We start from the raw sequence: 279 nt of genomic DNA on the forward strand, positions 1-279 counted from the left end.
AGCTCCAGGCTGCACCGTTAGCAACGAATCCTAATGTTATGCAAGCGACGGACGCTTTTGCCCGCTCATTGAAAGAAATCGCCAGTTGGGACTGGCCGTGCAAGCTGGTGCTGGAACACTGCGACGCCATGACATCTTCTTCCCCCCGAAAAGGCTTTTTGCCTTTAGAAAATGTGCTGGAAGTTATTACCGATTATGACATCAGCATCTGTATCAACTGGGCGCGCTCTGCCATTGAAGGGCGCAATACAACGCTGCCGCTGACCCACACCCAAATGG

At 52.3% G+C, this 279-nt stretch carries 1 protein-coding gene; it reads left to right on the top strand.

Annotation, left to right across the window (positions count from 1 at the left end; all coding sequences use genetic code 11):
• Positions 1–38 precede the first annotated feature (38 nt).
• Positions 39–279: DUF4862 family protein (locus LZP73_RS21160; RefSeq protein WP_234236983.1), on the top strand; the 241-nt coding region annotated here is incomplete at its 3' end.

Origin of the sequence: Shewanella sp. AS16, assembly GCF_021412365.1 — a bacterium.
Taxonomy (GTDB): Bacteria; Pseudomonadota; Gammaproteobacteria; order Enterobacterales; family Shewanellaceae; genus Shewanella; species Shewanella salipaludis.